Origin of the sequence: Dyella sp. ASV21 (assembly GCF_016428975.1) — a bacterium.
Lineage (GTDB): Bacteria > Pseudomonadota > Gammaproteobacteria > Xanthomonadales > Rhodanobacteraceae > Dyella.
On sequence record NZ_JAELTT010000012.1, the window covers coordinates 14,929 to 37,880 of the forward strand.

19 protein-coding genes are annotated in these 22,952 nt (G+C 60.5%); 5 read left to right on the top strand and 14 right to left on the bottom strand.

All coding sequences use genetic code 11. From position 1 onward, the window contains the following. Positions 1-61: 61 nt before the first annotated feature. Positions 62-421, top strand: a complete 360-nt coding sequence (locus JHD67_RS06225; protein WP_199048659.1) for a metalloregulator ArsR/SmtB family transcription factor — start codon at positions 62-64, stop codon at positions 419-421. Between the two features lie 121 nt (positions 422-542). On the opposite strand, the gene JHD67_RS06230 is transcribed toward JHD67_RS06225, so the two are convergent. Next, the gene (locus tag JHD67_RS06230) at positions 543-1,706 is read right to left on the bottom strand and encodes a HEPN-associated N-terminal domain-containing protein (protein WP_199048656.1); all 1,164 of its coding nucleotides are present in this window, start codon (positions 1,704-1,706) and stop codon (positions 543-545) included. Further along, positions 1,703-2,848, bottom strand: a complete 1,146-nt coding sequence (locus JHD67_RS06235) for a tyrosine-type recombinase/integrase (protein ID WP_199098366.1) — start codon at positions 2,846-2,848, stop codon at positions 1,703-1,705. Before JHD67_RS06235 ends, JHD67_RS06230 begins: the two co-directional genes overlap by 4 nt. A 170-nt stretch (positions 2,849-3,018) precedes the next feature. Between JHD67_RS06235 and JHD67_RS06240 the strand changes: the two genes are divergently transcribed. From JHD67_RS06240 to JHD67_RS06255, 4 genes are all read left to right on the top strand, one after another. Next, positions 3,019-3,996, top strand: coding sequence for a DNA-binding protein (locus JHD67_RS06240; RefSeq protein WP_199098367.1), 978 nt, complete (start codon positions 3,019-3,021; stop codon positions 3,994-3,996). Between the two features lie 133 nt (positions 3,997-4,129). Next, a complete protein-coding gene (locus JHD67_RS06245; RefSeq protein ID WP_199048622.1) occupies positions 4,130-4,654 on the top strand; it encodes a hypothetical protein in 525 nt (174 codons plus the stop codon). 13 nt (positions 4,655-4,667) lie between these two features. Next, a complete protein-coding gene (locus tag JHD67_RS22860; protein WP_199098368.1) occupies positions 4,668-6,377 on the top strand; it encodes an AAA family ATPase in 1,710 nt (569 codons plus the stop codon). Continuing rightward, a complete protein-coding gene (locus JHD67_RS06255) occupies positions 6,370-7,800 on the top strand; it encodes a UvrD-helicase domain-containing protein (RefSeq protein ID WP_199048706.1) in 1,431 nt (476 codons plus the stop codon). Before JHD67_RS22860 ends, JHD67_RS06255 begins: the two co-directional genes overlap by 8 nt. Before the next feature lie 249 nt (positions 7,801-8,049). Here the strand turns inward: JHD67_RS06255 and JHD67_RS06260 are convergent, their stop codons facing one another. The 12 genes from JHD67_RS06260 to JHD67_RS06315 all read right to left on the bottom strand — a co-directional run bounded on the left by JHD67_RS06260 (position 8,050) and on the right by JHD67_RS06315 (position 22,941). Further along, entirely contained in the window at positions 8,050-9,165 is a 1,116-nt protein-coding gene (locus tag JHD67_RS06260; RefSeq protein ID WP_199048720.1) for a toxic anion resistance protein, read from the bottom strand. A 50-nt stretch (positions 9,166-9,215) separates the two neighbouring features. After that, on the bottom strand, positions 9,216-9,854 hold the full coding sequence (locus tag JHD67_RS06265; RefSeq protein ID WP_199047327.1) for a hypothetical protein: 639 nt from the start codon (positions 9,852-9,854) through the stop codon (positions 9,216-9,218). A 155-nt stretch (positions 9,855-10,009) separates the two neighbouring features. Continuing rightward, positions 10,010-11,401, bottom strand: a complete 1,392-nt coding sequence (gene dnaB / locus JHD67_RS06270; protein ID WP_199047329.1) for a replicative DNA helicase — start codon at positions 11,399-11,401, stop codon at positions 10,010-10,012. 375 nt (positions 11,402-11,776) lie between these two features. Next, positions 11,777-12,661, bottom strand: coding sequence for a hypothetical protein (locus JHD67_RS06275; protein WP_199047331.1), 885 nt, complete (start codon positions 12,659-12,661; stop codon positions 11,777-11,779). A gap of 76 nt (positions 12,662-12,737) precedes the next feature. Further along, positions 12,738-13,247: a hypothetical protein gene (locus JHD67_RS06280; protein WP_199047333.1), complete on the bottom strand. Its 510-nt coding sequence runs from the start codon at positions 13,245-13,247 to the stop codon at positions 12,738-12,740. A 47-nt stretch (positions 13,248-13,294) separates the two neighbouring features. Further along, complete coding sequence (locus JHD67_RS06285; protein WP_199047335.1) at positions 13,295-14,680, bottom strand: hypothetical protein; 1,386 nt, start codon at positions 14,678-14,680, stop codon at positions 13,295-13,297. 90 nt (positions 14,681-14,770) lie between these two features. Beyond that, complete coding sequence (locus JHD67_RS06290) at positions 14,771-17,161, bottom strand: ATP-dependent helicase (RefSeq protein ID WP_199047337.1); 2,391 nt, start codon at positions 17,159-17,161, stop codon at positions 14,771-14,773. A 489-nt stretch (positions 17,162-17,650) separates the two neighbouring features. Further along, positions 17,651-18,412 (bottom strand): DUF6338 family protein, encoded by a 762-nt coding sequence (locus JHD67_RS06295; protein WP_199047339.1) that lies wholly within the window; start codon positions 18,410-18,412, stop codon positions 17,651-17,653. A 130-nt stretch (positions 18,413-18,542) separates the two neighbouring features. Beyond that, a complete protein-coding gene (locus JHD67_RS06300) occupies positions 18,543-18,839 on the bottom strand; it encodes a hypothetical protein (protein WP_199047341.1) in 297 nt (98 codons plus the stop codon). Then, on the bottom strand, positions 18,839-20,104 hold the full coding sequence (locus JHD67_RS06305) for a toprim domain-containing protein (RefSeq protein ID WP_199098369.1): 1,266 nt from the start codon (positions 20,102-20,104) through the stop codon (positions 18,839-18,841). Before JHD67_RS06305 ends, JHD67_RS06300 begins: the two co-directional genes overlap by 1 nt. Before the next feature lie 8 nt (positions 20,105-20,112). Further along, positions 20,113-20,835: a hypothetical protein gene (locus tag JHD67_RS06310; RefSeq protein WP_199039728.1), complete on the bottom strand. Its 723-nt coding sequence runs from the start codon at positions 20,833-20,835 to the stop codon at positions 20,113-20,115. Positions 20,836-21,093: 258 nt separating this feature from the next. Further along, positions 21,094-22,941 carry a hypothetical protein gene (locus JHD67_RS06315; RefSeq protein WP_199039731.1) on the bottom strand — a complete coding sequence of 616 codons (1,848 nt, stop codon included), beginning with the start codon at positions 22,939-22,941 and terminating at the stop codon, positions 21,094-21,096. Between the last annotated feature and the right edge of the window lie 11 nt (positions 22,942-22,952).

Consider the following 22,952-nt stretch of genomic DNA (forward strand, 5'->3'; position numbering starts at 1 on the left):
CCACGGCATTCTTCCTACACTGCGTGTGTTCTCTACGAAGTCTCCGGTTCCTCCTATGCCAATGCAGACCAAACAAGCCATTACCGTCCTATCCGCTCTCGCCCAAGAGTCGCGATTGGCCGTATATCGCCTGCTTGTGGAGCACGCTCCCGATGGCTTAGCGGCTAGCGTGATCGCCGAACGGCTAGGGCTAGCCAATGCCACTCTCTCCTTCCACCTGAAGGAACTCGTTCATGCTGGGCTGATCACCAGCCGACAAGAAAGCCGATTCATCTATTACTCGCCCATCCTTGAGGTCATGAATGAATTGGTGGGCTACCTAACTGAGAATTGCTGCTGCGCGACCGGTCAGTCCTGCACACCGGCTTCCGCGCCCAAGTCCGTAGCAAATACCGCGCGTCCTCGGAAGCGCACAGCCTAGGGCGCAACACGGCTAGACCTCGACGCACGAAGGCGGAAGCCAAACATCTGCCCGTCTAGCAAATCATGATGATTTGCCCGTTCGGTCGCCATTGCTGATTGGCGCTCAGGACGGCGCGGTTTCATTTCCCGGCGCGGGCAAAGGTGACCCCGTGGAAGGTGCCCCAATAACGATCCTCGGGAAAAACCACAAGATTCTTCCCGCCAGGGTGCACGGCACTCGGATAGATCAGGCCGCCGAGCTTGGTGCCCGGTGCCGGTTCAAAGACCTGGGCCAAGTATTCGCAAACGACTTGGGAGGGCACATAGTCGATGTGCTCATGACCGTCCTTCATCACCGGCTTGCTGAGGGTGTCGACAAACGCCCGAATGAATAAGGCCTGCTCGCGCGCCTCTTTGTTGGCCACGTCAAAGAGCGACGGCATAGGCGGCAACTGGGTCAGGTCGATGACTTCTAGCGGCTTCGACAACGTGAAGGTGGCCGTGAATACGGTGTGGCTCGTCCGACCGGTGATTCCGATTTCGCGACGAGCCGTTGGTTTGTCGAAAGCGGTATAGAGGTAAGGAATGCCCGCCGGGTTCATCCGGCCCGCCGACGTTTTGTCTTTCGGAGGCGGCCCCAACTCCTTTGCACCGGGCAACCAGGCCTGACCACGGGAACGCACCCGTGAGCGATAGACGTCAGTCCCCGCCGGGAGGGTGCGAATCAACGGGCGAAGGCGCTGCGCGATGGCGGGCAAGACGTCGGCCACGTCGATTTCGTAAGGCGACGTGGATTCGGATCGCGGTGCGTCCGCAAAATGGAAGCGCGTCTCGTGCTTCACCGTATGCGTGAACAAGCTCCATGCTGACGAAAGCACTTCGTGCGGATGGCTACCTGCCCAATGCCCGTTAGCAGCGGGGACGAAGGCGTCCCCATTGACTTCGGCATCGACGACCGCCTCGACAAAATCTGCATGCCCATCGAAGCCCAGATTGTCCAGGACCTCTTGCACATCGATCGGCGGCACGACAAAGCCGCCGTCATAGGGCACGCCGCCTGCCGCTGGTTCACAGTAGTACGTATGGACCGTGTCGTAGACAGCCTCCATCACGACATGGGATTCGGCCGCAATGTCCACCACGTCGCTTCGGCCACAGTAATCGCAGGTGTCAGCACAGGCGGCGCGCTTGATCAGATCTTTGAGATGCGGGTCGTCGACACAGTCGGCGCACACGAAGGTGTCCGGTGCCGACCAACCTCGCTCCTGGGCTTCCATCCATTCGCTCTTGACCAGTCCCATCATGCCTCCGATCGTTGTTGCCGCTCCGTTGTCGTTGCATGCCTGGCATCGTCTTCCGCATGCAGATAGATCGACGTGGTAGCAATGGAGCTGTGGCGTAGGTTTTGTTGGATGTGGTGAATGGGATTGCCGTCATCCGCCTGGTGCGAGGCAGCGGTGTGGCGAAGCCAGTGGGTCGACACGCGTCGGAGCCGTGCGGCGCGTGCCGGGTCTTCAGCTTCCCAGTCGTCAGCGATCCGGGCGAAGGTGTCTTTGACGATGAGGTAGACCGCCGTCGGCGTGAGTGCGTCCTCGCGCCCTGCAATACCCAGAATGAGTGGGCGCCGGCTGCCGACCTCTGGCGTGGGCGATAGCTCAAGAAAGGAGCGGTAGCGCGCGAACTCTCGCATCAAGGTGTCGCTCAACGGAACCCGGCCTTCGACACCGCCTTTGCCAATGACGCGAAGCCACCACCGGCCGCGGACCAGTTGCAGATCCGCTTCCTGCGCCTGCGCGGCTTCCGACACGCGCAGCGCAGTTTCGTACAACAAGCGAAGTACCCAGCGTGAGCGTTCATAGCGCTGATGCTCGCGCGACGTCAGACAGGGCCAGCGGTCCAGCTGAGCCAAGGCATCCGTCCACAGGGGGCGATCCAGAAAGCGCTCGACCTGGGGAGATGCCTTACGCCCACGGCGACGACGCGGTTGCAGTGCGAATGGAGATCCTGCCAGGTAGCCCGCACGTACCAGGTAATTGAACAGGCCAGCCAGAATGCCGAGGGCTTGGCGCCGGCTTCGATCAGATAGCGGCCCGGCAAACAGGCGACGGTGGTCGCCGCGACGCGCCAATGCGTCATCGCACCAATCAGCGGGCGGATTGGCCAGGAAAGCCTCATAAGCCAGCACGTCCTCACGGGCCAGGCTAGAGATCGCCTTGCCACGCACCTGAGTCGCCCAAGCCAGCAGCCGTTCGGCTTCCTTGCGGTAGCTACGGAACGTGTGGGGCGAGTCCATGTATTCGGCCAACCACACGCTTATGGCAGCGACGTCGGTGTCTGCGGCGATCTGGCGAGGCACGCCGGATGGGGCGCGATTGGCTCCATGGGCGCCCGATAACGGCGGCGGCAACGTCACGTCGGCAGCGATTGTCACGGTCATGTCGGCCATCGAGCTTTCCTCACTGCCAGGCGGTCACCTCGCACAGCGTACAGGGCAAAGACTTTTGATTATAGCGATTATCGTAAATTTCCTGGTCATATCGTTATACATATAACGTAATACTGTGATATACGGCAAACCACACCGTTCAAATCTGCTTGTGAGCGACTGGAGCCGTTATGAGCCGCGTCAGCGACACCCGTCAACGCACCCGCGAAGCAGCCGCCAATCTGGTGGCCAGCGGTAAACACCCGCACGAACTCACCGTCGACCTGATCTATGCCGCCATACAGCAAGGCAGCCGCACCACGATCAACGACGAGCTGAAACAGTGGAAAAATGAAAAGGCCAAGGCCGATGCGCTCGGCGCCGATCTGCCACCGGCGATTGCTGACACGATGCGCTCGCTATGGGTGGCCGCCGTCGAACAAGGCGAGCGGGTCTTTAGCGAGCACCGCCAAGCGCTGGAGTCGGACCTGGCGGTATTGCAGCAAGCCCATGATGAGCTCATCAGCGAGCGGGACGCGGCGTTGACCGCCGTCGATCAGCTAAGGCACGAGGTGAGCCGACTGCACGAGCAACGCGCCGAACTGCAGCAGCAGCTCGCTAGCGAAACCGAAGCCAAGCGCGATGCGCTCGGACAAGTCCAGGCCCTGCAACAGGAAGTGACGGCTGTCCGTGCCGACATGGCTCAGCAACTGGAAGCCGCGCGGCAAAACCACGACCGGTTGACGACTGAATTCCAGGCCACCGTCGCGGCCCGTGATGCCGCTTTTCAAGTGGAGCGCGACAAGGCGAACGACCGCGTGGAGGCCGCTCAGGCCCGCATGCTGCAGGAAACGGACGCAGCACGCGAAGGGCTCAGGCAAGCCGAGCAACAGCTGGCCAAGCTGCGGCAGCGAAGCGAAGAGCAGCAGACAAGCCTCACCGAGCTGCGCCTGGAAATTGCCCGTCATCGCCGCGAGTTGGCTGACAACGAGACACGCCTGGCGACGCTCGCCAGCATGACTGTCGAGCGCGATCAATTGGCCCTTGAGTTGGCCACCGCACGAGGCCAGACGGCCGGACTGACTGCCGCGCTTCAATCGGCGGAAGCGCGGGCGGTGACAGCGGAAACCCAAATGGCCGCAGGACGTAAACGTAGGCGATCTGAGTGAGGGTCGCCCCAGCCTTATGGTCGGGGGTGGTGATTCCGCGTGGCCCGCAGCCGGGGCAGCGAAGCGGCTCACATGTCGAGACCGAGGCTGGCTATGCTTTAACGGAGGAAACGCAGCTATCACCGGAGGGGCCGTGAAGCACGCAGATTTTCATATTGGCCTGGAATTCGTGGGGAGCGCAGGTTTTCGGTGGCGCTGCACGGACGTCGGCACGCGAACCATTCTGGCTATCCCGCTCGATTGCAAGGACCCGCTTTGGTATCAAGGGCCGCCGTACATCGCCAAGGAAAAGGTATTCGATGAGCATGAGATCAAGCGCTGCCACTTGACCGAGACGGATGCGCTCACCGCCGCGGTGCGCGAGCATAAAACCTCAGGTCATCCAGGCTATCCCAATGAGGTTGTCGCGCATATGCTGAAGGCGCGTCACCAGGACAAGGGAGGCCGCTATCCGCATGAAGGCGTGCTGCGTTTCGATCGGTGTCGGCCGGATGGCGAAATCCTCCACCCCTACGCGGGTCGGAAGGAAGGAGATGCCTGGGTGGTTGAGTTGTACTTGCCGTTCCTCAACACCTATGACGAGATGGCAGAGCTAGATTTTATTGCTCTCCCGATCGCCTCGGCGAACGATATCCGTGTTCGGGCAGACTTGCGATAGATAAGGTCGAATCGTGAAGATAAGAAGAATCAGTATTCAGAACTTTAGGGGCATCAAAGATCTGGAATGGAATCTTCCTGACCAGCGGGTATTTTGCCTAATTGGCAAGGGCGATTCCGCCAAAACGACGATCCTTGAGGCAATCCGCTGTGCTTTCAATCCACAGTGGAATCTCGCATTTAATGACTCTGATTTTCATCTTTGCAAGACCGACGTCCCGATAAAAATTGAGATCGTGATCGGTGATCTGCCCGACGAGTTCTGCGCCGAGCAAAAATACGGTGCGCATCTGCGTGGATGGGACAAGGCCACATTCAGCCTTCATGACGAGCCCGAAGACGGTGACGAAATCGTACTGAGCGTCCGCCTCACCGTGGGAAAAGAGCTGGAACCCAAATGGCAGGTTATTACTGCCCGAAATGCCGATGGTGTCGACTTTCGGTCAGCTGATCGTGCACGAGCAAACGTAGGCCTGATTGGCTCCTATAGCGAAAAGCAGCTGACTTGGGCGGCCGGAACCGCGCTCGCCAGGATCACGGAATCTGACAATCTAAGCGAGTCGCTTGTGGACGCGACGCGGGCAGCGCGCAGCTCACTCGATGGGCAGCGCGCAACTGCTTTAAAGAGTTTCGACACGGCAGCGGCGAAGTCGGAAGCGGTGGCAAAGAAGCTTGGCGTTCCGGTCGACGATTCGTTCAAAGCCCACCTTGACCTCGCATCCATCAGCATCAGGCTGGGCGGTCTGACGTTGCACGACGGGGAAATACCGTTGCGACAGCTCGGGCTGGGGTCGCGAAGAATGCTTTTGTGTGGCATCCAGAAGGAAGGTCTCGACGAGCAGCACATCACGCTGTTCGATGAGGTAGAGCTTGGCTTGGAGCCTCATCGGATCGCGCGCCTGATGCGACATATCAAAGAGGATCCAGCGGGGCAGTATTTCCTGACGACTCACTCGCCCTCAGTCTTGCGTGAGCTGACGGTTGATGAACTTCATGTCGTGCACAAATTGGAAGGCGGCGTAGAGGTGGTCGCAACCACCGGAAAAGACTTGGACGGACTCAATGTTCAAGGTCACATCCGGTCCAGCGCGGAAGCGTTTCTATCGATGAAAGTCATCGTTTGCGAGGGCGCGACCGAGGTTGGTTTTCTACGTGGCCTGGATAATTTCTGGGTGGCGGAAGGCCTCAATCCATTGTCCTACGCGGGTGCCACTCTGCTGGATGCGCACGGTGCGAGCAAGATCAAACCCCTCGCTGCGGGATTCAAAGCCCTTCACTACGACGTCTTTGCGGTGGCCGATGGGGATGCCCCGCAACAGTTCTCGCCTAACGATGCGGAAGATCTAACAAAACAAGCGATCGAAGTGCTTATTTGGTCCGATCAGCTTGCTCTTGAACAGCGGGCCATGCTCGATTTGCCGTGGAGCAGCGTTCTTGCATCTGTCAAGTTAGGGCAGGATCTTGGGCATCCAGTCCACGACAACGTCCGCTCAAAATTGGACGTAGCCCTAGATGCCGACGTCATGAAATGGCCCGAGTCTCCGGAGCTTCGAAAAGCGATCGGTGATGCAGCAAAGTCCAAGTCGTCCCCGTGGTTCAAATCCATTTCCGATGCGCAGGCGTGGTTTGAAGTGGTTGCTCCCGCCTTCGCGGATCCGGATTTCAAACAGCGTGAGCTGGCCAGCAAACTGAGTCGGCTCCGCACATGGGTGGACCATGGATGAGGACCTGGCTCGCACGCTCGCCCAGTTCGTCGGCAAAGGCTATGTCATCGCGCCCGCGGGCTATGGTAAGACGCACCTGATCGCATCGGCTGTCAAGGCCGCATCGAAACGGCAATTGGTCCTGACACATACCTATGCCGGCGTCCACGCGATCAAGAAAAAAATGCAGTCCCTGGCAGTTCCTAGTTCGAACTACCAAATAGACACGATAGCGAGCTGGGCGCTTAGGTTGTGCCTGTATTTCCCGAAGACGTCGAAGTGGACGAAGGAATACCCAGAAGCCAAAGATTGGGGAAGGCTCTACGAAGCGTGTGCCGGCTTGCTTGAAAGGCCGTTTGTTGAACGACTCGTGCGATGTTCCTATGCCGGCATCTATGTCGACGAGTACCAAGACTGCTCCACACAGCAGCATCTGCTGATCAGTGCGTTGGCAAATCTACTTCCTTGTCGTCTATTGGGCGACCCTATGCAAGCCATCTTCGACTTTGATGACCAACCAATAAATTGGGAACAGCAGATATACCCGCACTACAAGCTGCTGGGTGAGCTCACGAAACCATGGCGCTGGCATATAGCGGGAGCCACGGAACTGGGGGACTGGCTTGATGATGTCGGCAAACGTCTTCGTGCGGGCCAACAAATTTCCCTCGCCGCTCCATTGCCCAAAGGCATCAAGCGGGTTTCTGTCGATTTGACAGACTTCACGAACATGAAACGCCTGAACTTCTTCTATCCCTTTTTGGATCATGACGAAGCAGTAATCGCCATTCACGCCGGCGATCAAAAGTCCAAGAACAAGACCCACAAGCTCGCGCAGTCCCTTGGTGGTAAGTTTTCCAGTATTGAAGAGGTCGAAGGCAAGGACCTCTTCAATTTCATCAAGAAGCTCGAAGCGGCAAAAGAGGCAGGCCAAAGACTCTGCCTTGTGATCGAGTTCTGTAAGAAGTGTTGTAACGGTGTCGGTGAAATTCTGAGCGCGGCGACAAAGCGAGGCGAGTTGGCGAAAGCCACTCGGGCGACTAAATATCCAGATGTCTTGCATGCTGCGAACCAATACCTGGCATGCGACTCAACGCCGAATTTGGTGCGTTTGATTAATGCCATTCAAGGCAACCCTCAGACTTCGATCTACAGGCGCGACCTTCTGTATCGGCTTCTGAGCGTCCTTCGCGTGCATCAAGCTAACGAAGGGCTGAGCCTGTCCGAAAGCGCTCATCGGTATCAACGCGATTTTCGGCACTCCGGGCGACCAATTCGACATAACAAGCTCATCGGGACTACTTTGCTCGTGAAGGGGCTTGAATACCCACACGCGATCGTCCTGGAGGCGGATGCGATGTCTCCAAAGGACTTGTACGTCGCACTGACGCGTGGCGCGAAGACGGTCACGATCGTAAGCCTAAAAACGGTATTGCCTGGCTGATATCGCCGGGTGACGGCGCGATCTCCGGCGCCGAGTAGGGAGCGGGGAGCGGTGCGGGGACCGCTCATTCGCGCCCGGGCAGGCGGAGAGCCTCGGCACCTTGATTTCCTTGTAACGCATTGAAAGTAGGAGTGAATCGGCTTCCTACTTATCAAAATTACACGTATCTCGGCTCAACCCCATAACCGTCATGATCTCACCACTTCCTTATGCGTAATGCCTGCTCAAAATGGATAGAAATGGAGGCTGTCACGCCGCGCCGGCGCGATCGCTACCGATGCGGTGGGACGCAGCGGCGTCCAACGGTCGCGCGAGCTGGGCCTGCACGTTCTGCTTGAGGAGGCGCACCTTTTCCTCAACCTGCGCGCGTGTGCGTTGGCCCTCATCCTGGATGCGGCGCACGTCGTCGTAGGTCTTGACCAAGTCTTCTTGCACCGCCTGCAGGGTGTCCACGTCGATGGCGAGCCGCTGGTTCGCCTCGGCCGCACGCACCGTGTTCTTCTGGAGAAGCTTCGCGTTCTCGCGAAGGAGCTGGTTGTTGGTCGCGTCGATGCGTTCCGCGAAATCAACGGCGCGCTTCTGGTCTTCGAGGGCAACTCGCAGGACGAACTGACGCTTGAAGTTTGGAATCGTGATGGTCTTCGCGCTGCTGAATTTATCCAGCAACTGCGTGTCGTTGTCCTGCAGCATGCGGATCATGGGTAGCTGCTGAAGGTTCGAGTGCTGCAGAACGATCATGTCGGCGATGCGCTTATCGAGCACCTGAATGACGGTCTTCTTCTCGCTCTGCGCCATCGCCTCTTCCGGGTTTGCGGCGTCGGGCATTGCGTCGTATTCGCTCTGCAGCTCGGCGAGCTTCTGCTTGCCCGCCAGGATGTGTTGGCCGATCAGGCGATACTCGTCGCGCACGGAGATGGCCATCGCGTCCATGTCCCTGATGCGGAGGCTCAGCGTCCGCTCTGTTGTTTCGACCTGCGCCGCGAGCTTGCTGACCTGCTCTTCGACGGTGTTGAAGCGCGCGATCGCCTTTTCCTTGGCATTCGTGATGCGGTCAATCAAGGGGCCGATCACCGGAACGCCCGAGCGGTTCCCGTTCAGCGCGGTCAGGTTCGCCTTTCCGGCTGCCGCCGCGAGGTCGTTAAGCAGTTCGCCGGCGTTGTCGAGGTCCTTAGATCGGACCTGAGCGAGGATGTTGTCCGTGAAGCTGCTGGTGTGTTTGCCGATCTCGAGACCAAAGGCAGAGATCGTTGCCGGAGAGGAGGCATCGATGGAAGCTTTCAGCTGCTGCACGGCGGGCAGATCCTCCTCGCGCAGACCGAGGTTGCGCAGTTCCTTGGAGTCGGCAGCGATGGCGACGTTGTTCATAGGTGCTCCGATAGAAGATTGATGGAAAGTCAGCGCAGGCAAGGGTTGGATCAGTGACGCGTGCTGTTGGTGGAGCCCTGGGCTGCTCCGGCGACAACGGCGAAGGTGTGATGGTCAAAAAGGGGAAGAAGCGTGCCGCGGGCTTCTTCAAAGCGCGCGATGAGGTGGTCGGAATTGCTGATGGCCAGACGCATCTGTTCGACGGTCAGGCCAAGGGAAATAATGTAGGTGTCCAGATTGGCGAGTCGGCGCAGGTGTCGGTCACGTTCCTCGGAGGGGACGGAAGCGGTTTCACGGCGACCTTCTTCCACCAAGTCCATCTGCCGCTGGCGTTCAAGCTCGGCTTGGACGATGGCTTCTTGGAGGACACCTTTAAGGTGACGAACGCGCTCGCATGCGTCGGCCGCTTCCGCTGCGAGGCCGGGGAGCGCCTCGCGGGAGCGGACGTACTCCAGGCGCTGCTGCAGGTGAGCACCCGTGAAGCGAGCCCAGAACGTCGGCTTGACCTGCAATGGGCGCGGGTCGGCGGCTTTCACGCCCTGCATGAGGCGCTCCAGTGCGTCCGACAGCGTCGCGGTGGGCGCTGCAGCCATTTCCTCGTTCGCGCCCTTGATCATCTCGTTGACGTCAGGCGTGGCCTGATCTGGACGGTCGGCAATCGCCTCGCCGGCGGCGGAGTCCTTTCCCATGCGTATCCTCTGCTTCGTAGTGAGCGCGCCGATGGCCGGCGCACCGTGGTTCCCGGGCAAAATTCTAGGAATCGGCCGGCGCTCGGCCCCGGAGAAAGGAGGTCAATTGAGGTGCCTCTTTCCGGGATTGCTTGACTTTTCCGTGGAAGGCTGAGTTAAAAGCTCGCCTCAAACGTGTCGCCGGCGTAGTTCTGGAACGACGTGTACTTGCCCAGGAAGGTGAGCTTGATGGTGTCCGTCGGCCCATTTCGTTGCTTGCCGACAATGATTTCGGCCAGCCCCCTATCGGGCGAATCCTTGTGATAGTAGTCATCGCGATAAATGAACATGATCACGTCCGCGTCTTGCTCAATCGCTCCGGACTCACGCAGATCCGAGAGCAGCGGACGCTTGTCGGCGCGGCTCTCTAGTGATCGGTTCAGCTGCGATAGGGCGATGACGGGAATATCCAGCTCCTTGGCGAGTGCCTTGAGGCTGCGCGAGATCTCAGAAATCTCCGTTGCGCGGTTCTCTTGGTTGCCAGGCACCTGCATGAGCTGAAGGTAGTCCACGACAATGAGGGCGAGACCACCGGATTCACGGTGTATACGGCGCGCGCGGGCACGAAGGTCGGCTGGCGAGAGCGCCGGCGTGTCGTCGATGTAGATCTTTGTTTCGGTGAGGACCGTTGTTGCGTGGGTAATGCGTGGCCAATCCTCTTCTTGGATGTCGCCGTTACGGAGGTGCTGTTGGTCCACGCGGCCGATGGATGACACGAGGCGCAAGCCGAGCTGCGCGGCCGACATTTCCATTGAGAAGACAACTACGGCCTTCTTCGTGCTGATCGCGGCGGATTCAGCCAGGTTCACTGAGAACGCCGTTTTGCCCATCGACGGACGTGCCGCGACGATGATCAGGTCGCTGGGCTGCAGGCCGGCGGTGAGCTTGTCGAGATCCGTGAAGCCAGTGGACACCCCGGTAAGCTTGCCGCGGTTGTCGAAACGGCTGGAGATGATGCCGAAGGCCTGCCGAGCGACGTCGCGCGAGTTGTAGAAATCCTTCCGATTCCCTTTGCCGGACTCGGCAATGCGAAAGATCGATTGTTCGGCCTGCTCGATCACGTCTTTGGCGGACCCCGCGTGCGGGTTCAGCGTCATCTCAGTGATGCCCACGCTTGCCTCGAGGAGCTTACGAAGTGTCGCCTTCTCGCGCACGATTTCGGCGTAGGCAGCGATGTTGGCTGCGCTCGGCGTTGTGTTGGCCAGGTGGATGACGTACGACGGCTCGATTGGGACGACGCGCTTGTTGCTGTCGACCCAGTCCGAGATTGTCACGGCGTCGTATGGACGGCCTTGCTCAACCAGCTCGCAGATAGCCTCGTAGAGGACTTGGTGACGCTTCGAGTAGAAGTGCTCAGGAAGGAGCGAACCGGCGACCAGATCGAATGCCTCAGAAGAGAGCATGAGGCCGCCGAGAACGGCCTGCTCTGCTGACTCCGAGTGCGGCGGAACACGTGTAGAGGGTTCCCCCTCCCAGCGAATGGGAAGCTCTGCGAGGCGTGCATTCATTGCTTGAGGCTCCATGGACCACGTACTGGAGCCAGTGTCAGGCGCGATTTGAGTGAGTCCAAATCGCCCCGCGCGGGATCAGGACCGGCCCTATGAGTCGCCGCGACGGATCAGGAAGCCCTTCCGCGCCATGCGCGCGAAGATCTCCAGCGAGTAGCGGCGCTTAGTTGTGCTAGACCCTGCCTCGTTCTGGAGATGCGCAGCAACGTGGACGGTATTTCCCTGTCGGGTGAGGACGTGCATCGTTCGGCCGTCTGCAAAACCGTGCACGTCGTCAGTAAGTGGCTCTTGGTAGGGATCGCGCGCGCGATTTCGTGCCGCGGTCGCAGCCGCAGCGCGTTGCTTGGGTGACATGACAATCCTTGTCGAGTTGAATCAGGCGTTATCGATGAACTTCACACCGCTGATGCATTCGGTGATGACGTCTTGGATCACTTGCCAGACGTCGGGTGCAAACAGTATGTCAATACGATCGCGGTGCAGCGTCATGCGCGCCGCGAGGCCCACGACGTGTTGGTCGCCGCTTTTGTACTGAGTGGTCGACTGGCGCAAGCGTTGGACTATGGACTCGCCGCGCTCCGTGATCTGTACGGCCTCTGCAGCCATGCCGGCGATGGCACATACGGCTGCCAGTGCGACGAACATCTTGTCGATGGCGATTAGGTGTGCGGGTGTGAGGTGCCACGGCATCTGACCTTCGTCTCTGCCCAGCCGCATGCTCGCAATAGTGCCGGCGTCGGTCCTGGCGTAGCGGACGACGTGCGCGTTTGGAAGTGCCACGCCGATGCACCCGACCAGGTCGAAAGCCGCAAGGCTCTTGGCGTGGTCCGGAACCGCTTCGGGTGTAAGTCGAATGACGACGCGCTGGAAGAAGTCGCGCAGCGACTTGGACCTCGCATAGTCGATCTTCTGCAGTCCGTGCTGAAGGTGAGAGAGATTGTGCCGTGGCGGCTCGCCGGACCAGTCGATCAAGTCTTCGACACGCACCCGTGATCGCTGGCCAAAGGGGTCGAGGACGGGACGAGCTCGCGTGACCAGGATGTCTGCCAGCTGCCGGAATGCGTCCTGTGGTGACATCGCCCGCTCAGGCACGATGCTCAGCCCGTCGAGCCGACTGACCGTCAGCTTCATATCTGAGAGCCGGTCGGTCACCGCGAGCGCGTGGCGCGTGAAAGCCTCTAAGCCGTCCAGGGCACCCTGATAGAGGGTGTCCAGAGACGCGATAATCGGGTCAAGTTCGGGGTGCTGCTGAACGTCCATGGTCCTTGGCCCAGATCGGCGTGAAGTGAGTGCGCAGGCGCGACACCAGTGGTTATCGGCGCCGACGAGGCATTCCTTAGTGGAGGCGTTCGCCGGCCTGACGCTCAGTACCGCAGGCGGTCGCGACAGGACGTGTGAAAGGGATGGAGTAAGGGACTCGAACGCTCTCCCCGTCCAGGAGAACTCGCGCGTTGCGCAGCGCTGGCACGTTCGCGTCGAGTTCGATGCTGCAGATGTGCACCGCGACCGCGCCGGACGGTTCGTGCAGGTGGAAAATCAGATGCGGGGCAGCTTCGGTTCCGCCAGCGCGGAGAGGCACCGCACTGACCACGACGAACGGACCCTGCGCTGCATAGGGAACTCCTGACAGAAGCCGCTCGACCGACCCGTCGATGCCGCCCGTTTGTACGATGGCGACGGCGCCGGCCTGTCTCGTGAGGATCACGAAGTGGAGGTTGTCGAGCGCATTCACCGGCGTGTCGAGCACTTCGGCCCATGTGCGGGCAACCCTGCGCGCCTTCGAAAGGAGCTCGTCGCCGGCCGCGGTGGTCGGCGACGAGGGAATGGTGATGATTGAGCTTGGCATACGCGTCCTACGTGATGGTGGCCGTCCTGGCCGTGAAGTGTGGTTGATCAGCCGTTTGCGTAGCGCCGGTGGCCATCCTGCTGCTGATGTTGACGACCGCCCTGCTGCTGGGGTGGGCGAGAGCCTCCCTGTCCTTGCCCTTGGCCACCGTTGTTGCCGCCCTTCGCGGCCTGTGCGTCGGTGTATGCCTGGGCAACCTGCCGAACGATTCGCTCGACCAAGACCGGGTCCTGCTTGAGAAGGCTCGCAGTCTGACGCACGAAAAGGGAGTGCACCTCGCCAAGGTCCGTGTAGCTCACCTGCACTGTGCGCGGCTGATTATCGGCGCTCTTGCCCTTGCCCATCGAGAACTTGATCGTGCCGGCGTACTGGCCCTGCTGACGTTCGGCACTCAGCCACTTATCGTTGTGGCCGGAAAGGAAGATCTTGTTGATGTGGCCATAGAGGAGCGAGCAAACGAGCTGGAGCTCGCTGGTCGTGAGCTGGAAGATCAGTTTGTCCTTCCACTTGTAAACCTTGTTCTGGCCCGGAGCAGCCTCGATCTGCACGGTCGGAGAGCCGGCCTGCGTGGTCGTCGCTTCGAAGCACAGGGCGGCGCGGCCGCCGTAAACATGCTTGGATTCGTAGACTCGTGGCTGGTCGCCGGCAGACGGGTTGCGATCGCGAGCATCGTCGCGGTCGCGCGAGGGTTCAGGCTCACGGCGCTGGGTGAAGGGCTGCTCCGTCGCCTGGCTGCGCTGATGCGCGCGCTGCGCGCCGGTCCCCGCGTCGTTGGGGCGCTGGCCATGCCCCTGCGTGGCGCGCTGAGGTGCGCGGCCGCCTTGTCCGTGATCACCGCCATCCTGTCGGGCGGCTGCTTGGTGAGCGCTGGCTACTCGCTCCTGCGTGCGCGGCGTCGGCGAGCGGGGTGCTGCGCCCTCGTCCGCGCGCCGAGCCTGGCCGGTCGGTGCGCCCGGCGGAGGCATGGAGCGGTTATGGCTCGACAGCACGGGCGTGGATTGGGTGCGCTGATCGCTCTGCCCCTGCGGCGAGTTGCCGGCATTTGTCGGGATCCAGGGCTGATCGGTGCCGCTGGCAGCGTCGAGGAGCCATTGGGTGATGTCGCGCTTGGCCGTGCCGTCGTTGCGCATGGCCATGGTGGTGACATCGCGGACGCGGTCCGGGCCCTGCGCAATCAGGGTGCGAAATGCCTGCTCAAAGGTCGCGCGGTCAAAGCCGATCTTGTGCAAGGCCTCGAGGAAGCGCGTAGCGGTCACATAGCGCGACAGCCACTTCGAACCCTGCTCGCCACCATTGCAGGCTACCTTCACCACATCCGCCAGGTGATCGCCGACGGCGCGACGCAGCGCCCGGAATCCGTTGTCGGTTCCGATAGGCTGCAGGCCGCAGGCGGTGGCAGCGTTGTTAAACGTGATGAGATTGATCGAATCCATGCAGGCCTCGCCCGTTTTACCGTGTCTCAGAGTCGCAGCAGGCTGTCTCAACATATGCGACTGATGAGCCTGCTATCCCTATCCGGTATATCAGGCAGATTGGACGAGTCCAAACGACGGCTCGATTTGCGCTTCCGCCGGCTTGGGTGGGATCGTCCACTCACTGCCGTGCTGCAACACCTCCGTGAAGATCTCTCCGGTGTCCAGGCGGCGCAGCATGCAGATGGGGTTGCTCAGGACTGACGTTACGACGCAGCTCCCGTGGTCGGGGTGGAAGTACTCGCCCCCGACCTTGGGCCGGTGACCTGGCTCGATGACACCGTGCAGCAGCGCCGTGGAGGCGCGCTTCTGCAGGGCGTGGGCGACCGGTGTGAGTTCGATCGACACGCGAGCGCCCGTGGTGGCCATGTACTCAGCCATCGCGCGATCGTGGCGCATCGTAATCGTTCCTACGGCGTCGGCCTCGATCAGTTTGCGCGCGTGGATCACGGGGGCAATGTCCGAGTCATAGAGGTAGGGGCTGGCCGAACGGACGTCGTTGACGCCCGGGTGCCACTCCGGTTCGCGGATCGTGCGCTCCAGTGTCTCGTCCTGAGGGTGGAACAGGACCAGGCGCTGCATGGCGCGCGTGATGCCCACGAAATACAGGCGGCGCTCTTCCTCCTCGTCGCTATCGGGCTGCCCGGACGGAAACACTCCGCGCGTGAGTCCGACAATCATCACCAGCGGCCATTCCAGGCCCTTGCTCCGATGCAGAGTGGTCAGCATGGCGTGGTCACCCTCCGGTGGCTTCTCCTCTTTGAGGGCGGCCATGGGAGTCAGGATCTCCATGAAGGCGTCGACCGAACCGGCGCGCTCCGCGAGCTTCACAAAAGCATCGAGGTTGCCTAGCGATTCCTGTGCCTGCTCGGGTGTTGCGGCCGACCGCTCGATGACTTCGCGCATGCGCGTGTGAGCGACGTACGCCTTGACGATGGTCGCCACTGGGGTGCTGGCCAGCGCGCCACCGGTGAGGAGGCGTAGCACGTCAGCGCGCTCGTCGAGGGCTCTGGCACCGCGCTGGTTCTCCGCTCGCATCGCGTTGGCGGCCTTGGCCAGAATCTGCGGCAGCCGGCCTCGCTCTGGACCTTCGAGGTACGGCTCCATCTCCTCCGCGATCTCGGCGAGCAGATCGAAGGGGACAAACGGGCTAGGCGTGGTCAGCAGCGAGAAGATGAAGTGCCCGCGATCATCTGGCGCGATAATCCAGTAGTTCGCCACCAAGCTCACCGCGCAAACGAGTGCGGCAATCTCGGGGAGGAACAGAAGCCCGATGCGGCCGTAGACGTGGTAGGGGATGCCGGCTTCGGCCAGCTCGATTTCATAGGGAACAAGGTGGCTGAAGTTGCGCGCCAGCATGGCTGTTTCACGCAGCCGGCCGGCGGCGGCGTAGGCCGAGAGCAGGTCCACAAGTCCCGAGTCGCTGCCAGGCTTCAGGGGCATGCGCTCAACGCGCGATTGCGGATTCTCGTTGTGCGCAATCACCAGGCCATCGCCGCGCTCCTTGTTGAGCGTGATGGCGTTATTGGCCAAGAGCGCCACTTCGTGCCCGAAACGAAACGTGCGATTCATCGGATACTTCGTGCATGGCGTGAATTGCTTGGCAAACTCCTTGGTCATGAGCGTGACCTTGGATCCACGAAATTTGTAGATTGATTGGTTGGCGTCACCGCAGGCCAGCGTTGACGCCCGAGTGCCGGCAAGCCCCTTCACCATGTAGAAGCTGATCGCGTTGATGTCTTGGAACTCGTCGACGAGGATCTCGTCGTAGCGGTTCGCGAACATGTGCCATAGATCGGGGTGCGCCTCGAGAAAGCACATGGGCCGATAGATGAGGTCGTCAAAGAAAATGACGCCGCGCTTCTCCTGCTCTCGCACGAGAGCGTAGAACGCCTGCACGTAGGGGCGGCAGTCGTGGTTGAAATCGCTCTCATCGAAAACCGTGTCGGCGCTCTCGAGCTGGGCTTTTACAAGCGTGATGAACTGCTTGAAGCCTTGGAATTCCGCTGGCGTGAAGTAGGCGCCCTTACCCGCCTGTAGCCATGCGGCCTTGAGAGCCTTACGCGCAAACCCGTCCTCCGTCTTGCCCGAAGTGACAAGCTTCTCTCGCGGGAGCGCTCCGCTAGAGACCAGCTGCTTAAGAATTCGATAGCCGACTGAGTGAAGTGTCTTGACTTCGGGAATCGCGCTGGCGTCGCCGAGGGCGCGCTGCAGGCGCGCTTCAAAGCTGAGCTGGGCGCTCTTGTTGAACATGAGCGCAAGCATGGCGGACGGATTGGCCCCCATTTTGATCATGCGCCGCATCCTGGCCACCAGGACGGTGGTCTTTCCTGAGCCCGGTCCCGCTGAGATGAGCGCGTGGCCGGACTGGTGCCGCACCACTGCCTTTTGCTCTTCTGTCAGTTCCCTTTTTCCGCCACTGCTCACCGGCGTGTACTCCATGCATAGAAAAACGCCCGGTCGCGCGTAAGTGCGCCGGACGCGAAGGTCGAAAGGATTCTTTACCGTGCCTGCGAGACGTAAAAATTAGGCCGCGTTGTGTCGCGGCCTGAGACGTCAATGGACGGAAGTGTTGCCGTGGGACTTGTACCGGGTACCGGTGTATGTCTCCGGCGGAAGCTCAGCGATGAATCCGAGAACAGGGATTCATTGATCAGCGCCCGCGTGGGCATTCCTGCCTGTACGAGATGACGGCCGTGGGTCGCCGCTTGCGCGGCGCCCACGGGGTCAAGGGTAGTTGGTTAGTGAGGCAGTTTGGCTGCCGAGAGGGCAACCTGGTTGAACTTCTGCCGGACAACCTGTGTGGTGTCCAACCCCGCATCGGACAAATTCAGTCCGGTGGGGATGGGGGCCCGTTCGGAACTCGAAACTGCGGGGCCACGGGATGAACGAGGAAGGAGCAACGGCGCATCGCCGTACCGCTTATCCTGCTCAATCATGGCGTGCACCCCCATTTTGAGGGTTTTCCACACTGTTCTGAGTTCCATGTCCTACCTCGGGTAGCTTCCAGAGCTGCATCCATACGATCCGGCTGCCTCGAATGAACACGCCATCCGACGCCGGTTGCAGCTTGATATTACCCGACTCGTCGTAGGTTCCAAGCTGGGCGAGGTAGATATCGGGGTATCGATCGCTACGACTCGTCGCTGCTCGGCCGTCATAGAGCCCGGTGATGGTGGTGCCATCCTCCAGCCCCACGATGACGATACGCCTCATTCCAGAGTTGAGCTTGAGCCATGCAGCAGCCCAGGCCTCCACGAAGCTCGGCAACGGCTGGAGCCGCTGCAGATCCCACGTGCCCTTGCTGATGCGTCGTGCGAGCACGCCGATCAGCCGGAAAGGAAGGGAGACGAGGTTGTAGCGGATACTGACCGCCGACACGAAACCAGCGACAGCAGGAATCACGAAGATAGTCAGACCCCACGTCACCGGCGAACTCAGCAACGCAAGCGCCAACTCAGCCGAAGACTTAGTCTTCAGCAGTGCCGAAGGGTCAAGTCCCGCCCACGAAAGTAACACCCAGCTAAGTGCGACCATGATGAGACTGTGGACGAGCCACTGCACCACTGCGTTGTTAATGTCCTTCGGGTCGTCGACGACGCTAAAACGGCGACGGCAGCGCCCGAATACGTAGCCTGGGGTGATGGTCAAGATGACCACCAAAAGGCCCTTCAGGGTGGTAAGGAACTCCATAGGTTTCTGTCTCCAATGCCGGCATGCCGGCGGTTTAGAAACCCACGAGCGCACCTTCCCCTCACGGGGAAAGCGCTCCCCGTGGGGTGGTGGTGTAGGCGCAGCGGATGCCGTGCCCGTTAATGACGCGCTAGGCGCCGTTGGTGAGTCCGCGCCGGAATGCGGCGCTGTCTCGTTCTCGTTGTTGGCACACTCGCTCGAACGCCGCTTCGAAGGCCTCCTTGTAGGGGCCAACGACGGCAAGCTTCAGGCACCGATTTGGGCCCGTGTACAGGCGACCCATAAATCGCAGCTGCTGCTCACGCTCTGCCTTCAGCCACGCCAGGTATTCACGACGTTCACCAGCGAAGTTCGCCGGGGGCGAGAACATTGCGTTCTCGCCCTCGGCGCCCGGTGCTGTGTCGATTCGCGAATAGTCCCGAATCATTACGCAGCCATCCGTTCAAGTGCTTCGATCGGCTGCCCCATTTCCCGAAGGACTTGGCGCAGCTTCATCTTCCACTGCAGGTAAATGGGAAGTCGCTTTGCAGCTTCCAGTCCCATGACGCGCACGACATCGTCCCAGTCGATGGACTTCGCCTCTTCGGGGATAGCAAACGGCGGGAGCAAACCCGTCGCGCGCCGCCCTTCCTTGCGAGCCCGTTCAACCAGCTCGTACGTTGCCACCTGCCCTGCCATGCCGCGGTCTCGGTCGCCAAACACAATAATGACCTTGGCCCAGTCGGGTAGAACAACGTGTCGCATAAGGCCGGCGTCTAGTGTCGACCACAAGGGAATACCAAGCTCACGGATCATGGCCCGTGCTGCGTAGGACGACTCTAGGCCCTCTCCGATTCCCAAGACGGGAAACTGAAAAGTATCCAGACGAACGGCGCAGCCAGCGGGTGCACGATCCGAGACATGGGTCTCCTGCTTACGTGCCTTGGGTACATCGGCCTTCCCTCGCCCATCGGGCTTAAGGTAGGTGCGATGGAGGGTTACCGGCCGACCGTCGATGTCTTCCAGCAGTGCAACCTGAGCTGGAAACTTACCGAGGTCGCCCACGGGCTTCGGATCCACATAGCGAAGGCTTGGGTGGAAACGAACGTTCTTGATGTCCGAGCAGTCAGGAAGACCACGCGATTCGATCCAGTTGCGCATCGGTTCGGAGCGTGGGTGGTTCGGGTCGAACGTCCCTTCCCACATCCACTTCAACCTATCGCGGATCTTTGCGTCTGCCCGTGCGATCTCTTCAGGGCTCGGCTCAGGTCGGACCACCTTCTTGACGTGATCCGCGATGAGCGAACCACCGAGAAAGTCGATGACCTTTTGCTTCGCCTCCATGAACGTGCAGCCGTAGTACACCATGATGACGCGAAAGCCGTTGGCCATCGTGTTGTCACAGGTGCAGATGCAGTGCCCAGTGTCCTCGAAGTCCTTGCCGATGCGGAAATCGGGTTCGGACTTTTTGACAATCACGCGGCCGTCGGGCAGTACCTTCTTGGTTGGCCTGCCATCACCATGATGATTGATGGGGCATTTGACCTTCTTGCGCGGACCAGCGCTGATGGCGTCCTGCATGCCGGGGATGATCCCCCCCAATACAGCACCCCATCGACCCTTGAGGTTCCTCAACAGCTCCTCAGTGATCTGCTTCTCTCGGTTGTAGTTCTCTTCACGCTTGCGACGAATAGCCTCTTCGCTCTGGTACATAGATTTTCCTAGTGAGCCGCGCGCGAGGTTGCGTGCGCAAAGTGAGCCGTCTGTACAGCCTGGTGAACCGCAGCGCGGCGCAGACCATTGGCATACCGGAAAGACGGGGAATCCGGATCGAGATGGATGGTGAGACCTTCGCAGCGAACCTCTGAGAGAGGCTCGCCGAGGGGATCGCGTACGCTTACGACCATGTCGCAGAACACTGTGTCAGCGGAAGCGAGTGCTTCCAACTGCTGCAATGCGGCTCCCGAGCTTGCCCCGTGGAGGGGATCGCTCAGGCTGCTGACATATGCAACCTCAATCACGTGCCCGTCGCGGGAAGCCCTACGGGCGACCTGACAGCGGTTGATCTTGAGATGGCTGGCCAAGCGGTGAAGCAAAATTTCAGCTTGGCTGTGCGCCTCGTTGAAAATGCTGGCTGCCGCTGCCTTGATGGCTTCGACCTTGGCGGGATGATTGGCCGGGTGGCCAGGCATCGCGTCGCTGCAGACACCCTCGATCTCGATATCGCCGCACCAGTACTGGACGCGGGAGTTGCGAAGGAGCGATACGGCAGTGAAGCAACCCATCGTGGCCAATTGCTTGGCCAGGTGGAGCCGGGAGAACGAAGCGGTGGTGAAGCTGAGGCGGAACGGCGAACGCGACGGATCGACGGTCAGGCTGTCGAGATGAATACCAAAGGCATCAAACAGCCGCAGTAGTGCGTCAGTCAGGGACTGATGGGACATGGGGAACTCCTAGGAGGAGCGGACCAATGCCCGGACGGGCGATATGGCCCGCAGAGGGTGAGCGCCGGTGGGCGCGAGTTGGGAATGGATCCGGCGTCGCCAGATCGGATGTTGCGATTCGGACTGTGAGGTTCCGACTACCTTCTCGTGGCATGCCACGTAAAGAACATGAGGAAGGGGCTGCCCTTCCCGATGCGCTCTAGGCCCATCATAAGAGCGAGTGCCGCTCCCCGGTAGTCTGGGGAGCGGCCTTCGCAATCAGGCAGCGTGAAGCAAGCGCTGTCTGAGTAGTTGCATCAGTGTATTTGGCAATTCGCTCACGTCCGTGATCGAGAGCCAGTGGTTAAAGAGCCCCTTTCCTGCGTCGGTGCCGATACCGAGGCCGTAGACCTCGACGCCGTCATTTTCTGCAGTCTCGATAGCCATCTGCGTGAGCTGGCGTGAGTCCGGTTCGCCGTCGGTGTTAACGATCAACACCATGCGGTCGCGGCCGGTTTTCAGGAGCATGCGGTGTGCGAGCGTGATGCCCTCATGCATCGGGGTTGAGTACCCGGGCGCTGCAAGGTTGAACTGGTCCATGCAATGTCGGGCCTTCTTCCCGAAAGGCTTGAGGATCTGGTTGCCAGGAAAGGTGATCGCTCCACAATCGACGCCATCAATCCCGTCCAGGGCAACGCAACTCGCGTAAAGCGCCTGCGAGCTGAGGACGATACGCTGCTGGGTTCGCATTGAACTGGAGATGTCCTCAGCAAACGCAACTGCGGTGTTGACCTCAATGACCTCCGAAAGGTGCTTGAAGATCCTTCCATCCCCTGATCCCACACGGGCCAGGTGTCGGTTGGAGATCTTGCGACCCTTGGAGTGGATGCTCGCGTTGCGGTGCGCGTTCGCCTGCATTTCGGCAGTAAGCTTCATGCGGAGCGGACCCGTCACTGCGAGCGCCTGACCCATGTCATACGGTTCAGCGGCGAGCTCGATGCCGTCCGTGGAGGACGTGACATCGACCGTGAGCGCTTGGCCAGTCATCGGCAGCATGTCGCAGTCGCCGTCCCCATCGTCCTTTACCTCAGCGATGATCTGCTTCAGCGCGGCACGGATGAGGTCGCCCTTGTCGCCATATGCCTGGTCGATGTCCTGACCCTGCAGTACGGCTTCCATTGCAGCAATCTGGTCTGCCAGATCATCACCGTTGGTCGGCTCCTGATCGTGGCCACCTTGCTGCTGGGCGTCACCGTCGTCCTGATCGGCCTCAGGAGAGCTGCCACCGTCGCCATCGGACGAAGGTTGCTGGTCACCCTGACCCTGGTCATCGCCAGCGTTCCCGGCCTGGCCGGATTGACCGGCTTGCTGGGACTGCTGCTGCTTTGCCTGTTCGATTTCCTCGACGAGAAGGTCACGGATCTGCCCCGAAAGGGCATAGGCGTCTTCCGTGTCGATGAGCGATCCCACACGAGGCAGGATCGCGTCGAGACGGGTGAGGAGTGTGGCAGGGAACATTCCTTTCACCACTTCCTCTGCAGCCATGGCTGAACTCGCCAGGGAATGGGTTCCCCGATGGTCGCACCATGCACGATGAGCCAGGTAGCTCGTGAACGCGGTGATGGGCGCGTCCGTGGGCGTGGAGTCGGCGTAGTGCCCGGTAACGAACATGGCGTGGTTCAGCGCATCGAGGTATTTGCGAGCACCGCCGTGTTTGCGGATGTGCTCGTTCTCCTCGCGGACGTCCTCAATGATGCCAAGGATCCGAAAGGTGAGCGGATCGCCCTTCTGAGCCCTGCCGACGACTTCAAAATCGGAATCCTCGACGTGTCCCAGCTCGTGGTGGAGAAGGCCATAGGCCAACGCCAGCATGAGTACGAACGTGTCGACGTCTGTTTCGTCAGTCGGAACCGGAAGGTCCATAAGGTAGATCGTGCTTCCATCCGTCGCGCCCAGCTGGTGCCCGTGCTGGATGCGCACGGCCTTGCCAAGGTCGCCCATCAGAGCATTGGCAAGGATGGGTAGCGAGCCGAGAACGGCGCGACAGGAGCGCTTCATGTCCTCGGGCCGCAGAGCGGCACCGAGGAACACGTCACGCAGATACTGCTTGTGGTCTTGGATCTGCATGATTTGGGTCT

Excerpts from the sequence above, each read along its gene's own strand:
- JHD67_RS06230 (WP_199048656.1), bottom strand. The coding sequence starts at position 1,706 with ATGATGGGACTGGTCAAGAGCGAATGGATGGAAGCCCAGGAGCGAGGT.
- JHD67_RS06265 (WP_199047327.1), bottom strand. The coding sequence starts at position 9,854 with ATGGGAAAGGACTCCGCCGCCGGCGAGGCGATTGCCGACCGTCCAGAT.
- JHD67_RS06225 (WP_199048659.1), top strand. The coding sequence starts at position 62 with ATGCAGACCAAACAAGCCATTACCGTCCTATCCGCTCTCGCCCAAGAG.
- JHD67_RS06255 (WP_199048706.1), top strand. The coding sequence starts at position 6,370 with ATGGATGAGGACCTGGCTCGCACGCTCGCCCAGTTCGTCGGCAAAGGC.
- JHD67_RS06260 (WP_199048720.1), bottom strand. The coding sequence starts at position 9,165 with ATGAACAACGTCGCCATCGCTGCCGACTCCAAGGAACTGCGCAACCTC.
- JHD67_RS06235 (WP_199098366.1), bottom strand. The coding sequence starts at position 2,848 with ATGGCCGACATGACCGTGACAATCGCTGCCGACGTGACGTTGCCGCCG.
- JHD67_RS06280 (WP_199047333.1), bottom strand. The coding sequence starts at position 13,247 with ATGCCAAGCTCAATCATCACCATTCCCTCGTCGCCGACCACCGCGGCC.
- JHD67_RS06285 (WP_199047335.1), bottom strand. The coding sequence starts at position 14,680 with ATGGATTCGATCAATCTCATCACGTTTAACAACGCTGCCACCGCCTGC.
- JHD67_RS06310 (WP_199039728.1), bottom strand. The coding sequence starts at position 20,835 with ATGTCCCATCAGTCCCTGACTGACGCACTACTGCGGCTGTTTGATGCC.
- JHD67_RS06295 (WP_199047339.1), bottom strand. The coding sequence starts at position 18,412 with ATGGAGTTCCTTACCACCCTGAAGGGCCTTTTGGTGGTCATCTTGACC.
- JHD67_RS06300 (WP_199047341.1), bottom strand. The coding sequence starts at position 18,839 with ATGATTCGGGACTATTCGCGAATCGACACAGCACCGGGCGCCGAGGGC.
- dnaB (WP_199047329.1), bottom strand. The coding sequence starts at position 11,401 with ATGAATGCACGCCTCGCAGAGCTTCCCATTCGCTGGGAGGGGGAACCC.
- JHD67_RS06305 (WP_199098369.1), bottom strand. The coding sequence starts at position 20,104 with ATGTACCAGAGCGAAGAGGCTATTCGTCGCAAGCGTGAAGAGAACTAC.
- JHD67_RS06315 (WP_199039731.1), bottom strand. The coding sequence starts at position 22,941 with ATGCAGATCCAAGACCACAAGCAGTATCTGCGTGACGTGTTCCTCGGT.
- JHD67_RS06275 (WP_199047331.1), bottom strand. The coding sequence starts at position 12,661 with ATGGACGTTCAGCAGCACCCCGAACTTGACCCGATTATCGCGTCTCTG.
- JHD67_RS06290 (WP_199047337.1), bottom strand. The coding sequence starts at position 17,161 with ATGGAGTACACGCCGGTGAGCAGTGGCGGAAAAAGGGAACTGACAGAA.
- JHD67_RS06240 (WP_199098367.1), top strand. The coding sequence starts at position 3,019 with ATGAGCCGCGTCAGCGACACCCGTCAACGCACCCGCGAAGCAGCCGCC.